The organism is Kitasatospora sp. Ki12 (assembly GCF_054601375.1).
Genome location: NZ_BAAIHT010000005.1, coordinates 185,323 through 192,196, shown reverse-complemented (window position 1 = coordinate 192,196; position 6,874 = coordinate 185,323). Strand labels below are relative to the sequence as shown.

Below are 6,874 nucleotides of genomic sequence, written 5' to 3'. Positions count from 1 at the left end.
CCCGCACGGCCGGCTCGGAGACCGCCGCCGCCTGGGCGTGCAGCTGGATCAGCATCAGGTCGTTGTCGCTGATCAGCCGGGCATAGGACTCCCCCATCGCGTGCAGCACCACCTCGGCGGAGCTGCCGGTCGCCTCGGCGGCGGCCCGCTCAGGCTGGCCCGCACCTGGACGAGCAGTGCTCGACGACGGCGACGAAGAGCGACTCCTTGCTCGGGAAGAGCCGGTAGACGTACGCCTGGGAGATCCCGGCCGCCTTGGCGACCTCGGTGGTGGTGGTCCCGAAGTAGCCGCGGGCGGCGAAGGCCCCGATCGCGGTGCGCAGCACCGTCTCCCGCGCTCCTCGGCGGTGGACAACTGTCGGCGGCGTTCCGTCTGCATGTGAGTACTCAACCACTCACACTTACGGACCGTCAGACCCCGCCGACGCGGGGGTCAGACGGGCCCGGACGACCGGGCGGGCGCGGGCATCAGAGTCGGACGTCAGAACTGGACGTCGGTGCAGGAGTAGAAGGCGTTGCCGGTGTCGGCGATCTCCCAGACGGCGACGATCACCTGGTGGCCGGTGCGCCGGTGGGCAGGGTCGCGGTGTGGGTGGTGGTCGCGGCGGGCTGGCGGCCGTTGTAGGGGACGGTCAGGAAGGGGGTCAGGTCCAGGGCGGCCCGGGTGATCGGCTGGCTCGCGTTGTAGCCGGGCTTGGTCAGGTAGTACTTGAAGTTGGTGGTGGAGTGGCGGCCTCGATCTCCCAGGTGAAGGTGAGCTGCTGGCCCGCCGTCACCTTGGTGGTGGGCCAGGCGCCGCCGCGCGGGTTGTCCAGCGGGGCCCAGCGTCCGTCCCCGCCGGCGCAGATGGTGCCGTCGGCCGGGCCGCGGCCCGGGAAGCCCTTGGGGCCCTCGACGCTCTGGGGCTCCCACTGGATGTCGCCGCAGTCCCACGGGACGGCGTCGGCGCCGCAGAGCGCGGAGCGGCTGGGGGGCTGGTTGACGAAGCCGTGCGACTGGGCCGGCAGGGCCAGCGCGATCGGCAGGACGATCGCGGCCGCGCGGGCCCCGATCAGGTGGCGTTTGCGCATGGTGCTCCTCCGTGGGGGTGGATGGAGTGTGCGCCCGGCGCGGGGCGTGCGGACGGGCGTGCGCGTGGGGGTGCGCACGGGGCCCGGCCGACGACTGGCGTGCTCGCGCCAGGCCGGTTGCCCGACACGTAGGAGCCGCCTTCCGGGCGTCAATGGTCTGAACCATTGCGGCGGCCCCCGCCCCCGCGGTGCCATCTGATGTGCCATCCGGCCCGCGAGAAAGCCCTAAGTAATTGCATGAGCGCTATACAGGCTCTAGCCGATATTTCAATCCATGGCTTATCCTGGCTGGAGCACACCCGCATCCGGAAGGAGGCCAGGCCCCATGACCGCCACGGACCCCGCGCTCACCGCCCTCGCCAGCGGTTGGGGCGCACTGTCCCTCCTGCACGGCAGGATCGAGTCGCACATCGAGCGCGCCTGCAGTCCAAGCACGACCTGAGCGTGCGGGAGTACTCGCTGCTCGACGTCCTCAGCCGCCAGCACGACGGCGAGGGGGCACCTGCAGATGAAGCAGGTCGCCGACGCCGTCGTGCTCAGCCAGAGCGCCACCACCCGCCTGGTCACCCGCCTGGAGGACCGCGGCCTGCTGGCGCGCTACCTGTGCCCGACCGACCGCCGCGGGATCTACACCAACGTGAGCGAGGACGGCCTGAAGCTCCTGGAGGAGGCCCGGCCGACCAACGACGCCGCCCTGCGGGAGGCGCTCGACGAGGCCGCCCGGAACCCCGAGCTGGTCTCGCTGGTCAAGGCGGTCGAGGCCGTGGACGCCGCCGCACCCCGCCCCTGACCCCGGGCGGCCCGCCGGCCGCTCCCCCGCCACCCCACCGGGCCCGACCCGTCCCCGCCGCCCCGCGGCACCGGACGGATCGGGCCCGTCGGCGTTTCCGGACGGCCCCGCGCCGCCCCTCCCACCACATCCTCCTGCACACGCCTCCTGTCTGCGCTTGCACTTATCACGCGTCTGCAACTATTGTGAAAGCACGCTAGACGCCCACTCAAGCACTCACGGAAGGGTTCGGGCCCATGCCCCTCGCACTCCTCGCCCTGGCCATCGGCGCGTTCGGGATCGGGACCACCGAGTTCGTGATCATGGGCCTGCTGCCCCAGATCGCCGGCGACTACGGCGTCTCCATCCCCGACGCGGGCCTGCTGGTCACCGGCTACGCCCTCGGCGTCGTCATCGGCGCCCCGCTGATGACCGCCCTCGGCACCCGGATCAGCCGCAAGACGATGCTGATGCTGCTGATGGGCCTGTTCGTGGTCGGCAACCTGCTCTCCGCGGTCGCCCCGAACTTCCCGCTGATGCTGGCCGGCCGCATCGTGACCTCACTGGCCCACGGCGCCTTCTTCGGCATCGGCTCCGTCGTCGCCGCCGAACTGGTCGCCCCCGAGAAGAAGGCCGGCGCCATCGCCACCATGTTCACCGGGCTGACCGTCGCCAACATCGTCGGCGTGCCGGCCGGCACCTTCATCGGCCAGGCCGTCGGCTGGCGCACCACCTTCGGCATCGTCGCCGTGCTCGGCGTGGCCGGCCTGCTCGGCATCGCCAGGCTGGTGCCCGCCACGCCGCGCCCGAGGGCGCCCACCTGCGCCGCGAGCTGACCGCCTTCCGCAACCCTCAGGTGCTGCTGGCGATGGCGATGACCGTCCTCGGCTTCGGCGGCGTCTTCGCCGCGATCACCTACATCGCGCCGATGATGACCAACGTCGCCGGCTACTCCGAGGGCGCGGTCACCTGGCTGCTGGTGCTGTTCGGCGTCGGGATGTTCCTCGGCAACCTGCTCGGCGGCAAGTTCGCCGACCGCAAGCTGATGCCGATGCTCTACACCACCCTCGGCGGCCTCGCGGTCGTCCTGGCGGTGTTCACCCTCACCGCGCACAGCAAGGTCCTCGCCGCCGTCACCATCCTGCTCGTCGGCGCCCTCGGCTTCGCCACCGTGCCGCCGCTGCAGAAGCGGGTGCTGGACCAGGCCCACGGCGCGCCCACCCTGGCATCGGCCGTCAACATCGGGGCGTTCAACCTCGGCAACGCGCTGGCCGCCTGGCTCGGCGGGATCGTCATCGCCGGCGGCCTCGGCTACACCGCCCCGAACTGGGTCGGCGCCGCCCTCGCCGCCGCCGCGCTCCTGCTCGCCCTCTGGTCCGCCGCCCTGGAGCGCCGCGCCCCGCGGCCTCGGCCGCCGCCGCCCCCGCACCGGCCGCCGTCCCCGTCCACCACTGACCGACCGCTCCCGCCTTCCCCCTCCCCCTTCACCCCTGGAGAAGCACCACCATGAGCACCACCACCGCCGTCGCCCCGCTGACCACCGCCGACGCCGAGACCCTCGTCTCCGCCGCCCGCGCCGCCGCCGAGGCGGCCGGGGCCACGGTCAGCGTCACCGTCCTGGACGCGGGCGGGCACCTGCTCGCCTTCCGCCGCGACGACCGCGCCGTGCTGATCTCCGGCGAGACCAGCACCCGCAAGGCCTACACCGCCCTCCAGCTGAATGCCCCGACCGCCGAGCTGGTCGACCTCGTCAAGCCGGACGGCCCGTTCCACTCCCTGCCCACCGCGCTGGACCGCCCCCTGCTGTTCATCGCCGGCGGCATCCCCGTCCACCGCGACGGCCGCCTGATCGGCGCCATCGGCATCGGCGGCGGCGCCCCCGAGCAGGACCACTCCTTCGCCACCACCGCCCTGGAGCAGCTCGCCTGACGGAGCGGCCCGCCTGACAGCGACCCCGCCCGCTCCGCCCGACGGCGGCCCCGCCCGTGACGGGCGGGGCCGCCGTTCCCCTACGCCCGGACGGAGCGAGGGCGAGGCCCGGGCCGCCTCAGGGGCGGGTGGCGGTGACCAGCCAGGCGGAGGTGCGCAGCCGTACGCCGTCGGGTCGGGCGTGGGGGGCGAGGGCGGTGGTGAGGGCGGCGCGGACGCGGTCGGCGCCGGTGGGGGTGCCGGCGGGGGCCGGGTGGGTGTGGTCGAGCAGGTCGGCCAGGTGGCGGGCGGGGCCGGAGCCGAGGAGGTGGCCGGCGGCGTCGGCGGCGTCGCGGCCGAAGTGTCCGTGGGCCTCGGCGGGTTCGGTGCGGACGTCGGTGAGGGCGGCGGCGTCGAGGACGCGGTGGATCTCGGCGGGGTCGGCGAGGGAGAACATGCCGGGTCCGGTGGGCGGGGCGGCGGCCCGCGGCGGGAGCGGGAGTGCGGCGCGCGCCTGCTCGAAGACCCGGACCCATTCGGTGCGGGCCGGGTCGGCCATGCAGACGAAGGCGAGGCGGCCGCCGGGGCGCAGGGCGCGGGCGATGTTGGCGAAGGCGGCGGCGGGGTCCTCGAAGAACATGATCCCGAAGCGGCTGATCGCGACGTCGAAGGCGGCGGTGGGCAGGGGGTGGATCTGGGCGTCGCCCTGCTCGAAGACGACGCGGTCCCGTTCGGCGGTCAGGGCGCGGGCCCGTTCCAGCATCGGGGCGGAGAGGTCGAGGCCGAGGACGGAGCCGCGGGTGGCGGCTTCGGCGGCGCGGCGGGTGGTGTGTCCGGCGCCGCAGCCGATGTCGAGGACGCGGTCGTCGGGGGTGATCGCGGCGGCGGCGAGGAGCAGCGGGTCGAAGCCTTCGTTGACGGCGTCCCAGCGGTCGTGGTGGTCGCTCCAGTGTCGGCCTTCGTCGCCGTTCCAGGCGTGGTTCTGGGCGGTGTTGACGGGTGTGCGCATGGGTTCGCTCCTGTCGGACCACTAGTATGGGCGAGTGCCCATAGCAAGGTATGGGCCAGTGCCCATACTGTGCAAGACCCTTTCCGGAGGACCTGGATGTCACCACGCGGCGTAGCGATCCCCGACGCGCGGGAGCGGCTGTTCGCGGCGGCCGAGCGCGTGCTCGCCCGGGAGGGGCCGGCCGGGCTGACCAACCGGTCCGTCACCGAGGAGGCGGACTGCGCGAAGGGGCTGCTGTACAACCACTTCGCCGACCTGGACGACTTCGTGGCCCAGCTCGTCCTGGACCGCTTCGAGCGGATCGCCGCCGAGGTCGCCCCGCTGCCGGAGCGGGCGGGCAGCGGGGACGTACGGGAGAACCTGGCCGGCGCCGCGCTCGTCCTGCTCGGCACCACCGGGCCGGTGATCGCGGCGGCGGCGGTCTCCCGGCAGGGCGCCGCGCAGCGGGTGCGGCTGGCCTGGGAGGCCGGCGCGCCGGGGCCGGACGCGGTCGAGGTCGCGCTCGCCCGCTACCTGGAGGCCGAGCAGCGGCTGGGCCGGGTCGGCGCGGACGCCGACTGCGCGATGCTGGCGCTCGCCCTCGCGGGCTCGGTCCACCACCTGCTGATGTACGGGGACCGGGCGGCCGACGGCCCCGCGCTGGTCCGGCGGCTGGTCGCCGCGCTGCTCCCCGGGGTGTGAGCCGGAAACCGGTACGGCGCCCTGAACGGTCAGGCCGTCAGGCGCAGTTCGACGGCGGCCTGGACGATGTTGGCCTGGTGCTCCGCCTGGCGGGCCACCGGGAGCCAGACGGGGCGGAAGCGGTGCTGGTAGCGGGCGCACCAGTCGTGCAGGAGGGCGTCCAGCCGGGCGGCCTCCGGGGCGGTGCGGGCCCCGGCGGGCTCGATGGCGCGGCGCAGCAGGGCGGCGGCGCGCACGGGGACGCGGTGGGCCCACAGGTCGATGCCGGCGAGTTTGGCCCTGGTCATCAGGCCCGGTCGCAGCAGGCCGCGGCCGAGGGCGCCGGGGTCCCATTCGTCGGCGAGCTGTCCGGAGGCGGTCAGCGGGCTGCGGACGGCGCGCAGCAGGGCGGTGTCGTCGGCGGGCAGGTGGGGCAGGGCGGTGTCGAGCAGTTCGGTGAGCAGGGCGCCGCGGGTGCGCAGCCGGTCGGCGGCGGCGCTCAGGCCCCGGGGGGCGTCGTCGGCGGGGCGGGTGTCGCCGAGGCGGTCGCTGGTCCAGGCGGGCACTTCGACGATGACGGTCTCGCCGCCGTGGCGCTGCGGGGCGAACCAGGTGGAGGCGCGGACGCCGCCGGTGTCGCCGGGCCGGGCGGAGGGGTGCGGGGCGAGCATGCCGGTGCTGCTCTCCTGCCGGTCGATGTGGTGGGGTTCCATCAGGAAGACGCCGGGCCGGATTCGCGCAGCCAGAAGGTGTCGTAGGTGCCGGTCTCGACGGGGATGCCGAGGGCGGCGGCGGAGGTGGCGAAGGGGGCGGCGAGGTCGGCCGGGTCGCGGGTGGCCTGGAGGAAGGTGCCGCCGACGTCCATGCTGTGCAGGGTGAACTGGAGGGCGGGGCGCAGTTCGTCGATGAGGTCGAGCAGGGCGCGGCTCTCGGGGAGCGGGGCGCCGATCGCCGGGGCCCATTCGGGCTGTTCCTCGGCGGCGGGGCGGAAGTAGCCGGCGAAGTACTCGGGCAGGGTGCGGGCGGTGACGGCGCGTCGGGCGAGGTGGGCGCCGTCGGGGTCGAGGCAGAGCAGGAAGTTCCAGGTCGCCGCGGTGCGCAGGGCGGGGCGGGCGAGGACCCGGTGGGCGAGTTCGACGGTGCTGGCGCGGCCGGCGAACTCGTCGGCGTGGGCGCCGGCCACGACCAGGACGTTGCGTTCGGCGCGGCCGACCGTCAGCAGGGTGAGGGGGCGGCCGGCGCGGGAGGTGCCGACGGTGCGCACCCGGCACAGGTCGGGCCGGGCGGCGGCCAGCCGGTGGGCGGTGTCGGCGAGTTCGGCGAGCGTGGGACAGCGGTCGTGGAGCAGGACCGCCTGGCCCGCGCCGGTCGAGGTGTCGGTGAGCATCCGGATTTCCCCCTGTGGTCGTCTCCCCCGGGCTGGGAGCGTACGACGGGCGGGGGCGTGGCGGGAGCGTC

Annotated in this window: 6 protein-coding genes and 3 pseudogenes; 4 read left to right on the top strand and 5 right to left on the bottom strand. The window is 74.7% G+C overall.

What is annotated here, in order from left to right; all coding sequences use genetic code 11:
- Window positions 1-149 precede the first annotated feature (149 nt).
- Together ACYP53_RS42265 and ACYP53_RS42260 are read right to left on the bottom strand one after the other, a co-directional pair.
- Window positions 150-326 (bottom strand): TetR/AcrR family transcriptional regulator, encoded by a 177-nt coding sequence (locus tag ACYP53_RS42265; protein WP_459651373.1) that lies wholly within the window; start codon window positions 324-326, stop codon window positions 150-152.
- A 155-nt stretch (window positions 327-481) separates the two neighbouring features.
- A pseudogene (locus ACYP53_RS42260) lies at window positions 482-1,265 on the bottom strand (lytic polysaccharide monooxygenase).
- A gap of 130 nt (window positions 1,266-1,395) precedes the next feature.
- On the opposite strand from ACYP53_RS42260, the pseudogene ACYP53_RS42255 reads away from it, so the two are divergent.
- The 3 genes and pseudogenes from ACYP53_RS42255 (at window position 1,396) to ACYP53_RS42245 (ending at window position 3,768) form a co-directional block, all read left to right on the top strand.
- Window positions 1,396-1,860: pseudogene (locus tag ACYP53_RS42255) on the top strand (MarR family winged helix-turn-helix transcriptional regulator).
- Between the two features lie 236 nt (window positions 1,861-2,096).
- Window positions 2,097-3,349: pseudogene (locus ACYP53_RS42250) on the top strand (MFS transporter).
- Window positions 3,346-3,768: a GlcG/HbpS family heme-binding protein gene (locus tag ACYP53_RS42245; protein WP_459651372.1), complete on the top strand. Its 423-nt coding sequence runs from the start codon at window positions 3,346-3,348 to the stop codon at window positions 3,766-3,768. Before ACYP53_RS42250 ends, ACYP53_RS42245 begins: the two are co-directional and overlap by 4 nt.
- Window positions 3,769-3,886: 118 nt before the next feature.
- Here ACYP53_RS42245 and ACYP53_RS42240 read toward each other — a convergent pair whose 3' ends face one another.
- Entirely contained in the window at window positions 3,887-4,756 is an 870-nt protein-coding gene (locus ACYP53_RS42240; RefSeq protein WP_459651371.1) for a class I SAM-dependent methyltransferase, read from the bottom strand.
- A gap of 96 nt (window positions 4,757-4,852) precedes the next feature.
- Here ACYP53_RS42240 and ACYP53_RS42235 point away from each other — a divergent pair, with 96 nt between their 5' ends.
- Window positions 4,853-5,437: a TetR/AcrR family transcriptional regulator gene (locus ACYP53_RS42235; RefSeq protein WP_189924425.1), complete on the top strand. Its 585-nt coding sequence runs from the start codon at window positions 4,853-4,855 to the stop codon at window positions 5,435-5,437.
- Window positions 5,438-5,466: 29 nt separating this feature from the next.
- Here the strand turns inward: ACYP53_RS42235 and ACYP53_RS42230 are convergent, their stop codons facing one another.
- Complete coding sequence (locus ACYP53_RS42230) at window positions 5,467-6,129, bottom strand: hypothetical protein (protein WP_459651370.1); 663 nt, start codon at window positions 6,127-6,129, stop codon at window positions 5,467-5,469.
- Window positions 6,129-6,803 (bottom strand): M14 family zinc carboxypeptidase, encoded by a 675-nt coding sequence (locus ACYP53_RS42225; RefSeq protein ID WP_459651369.1) that lies wholly within the window; start codon window positions 6,801-6,803, stop codon window positions 6,129-6,131. Before ACYP53_RS42225 ends, ACYP53_RS42230 begins: the two co-directional genes overlap by 1 nt.
- Between the last annotated feature and the right edge of the window lie 71 nt (window positions 6,804-6,874).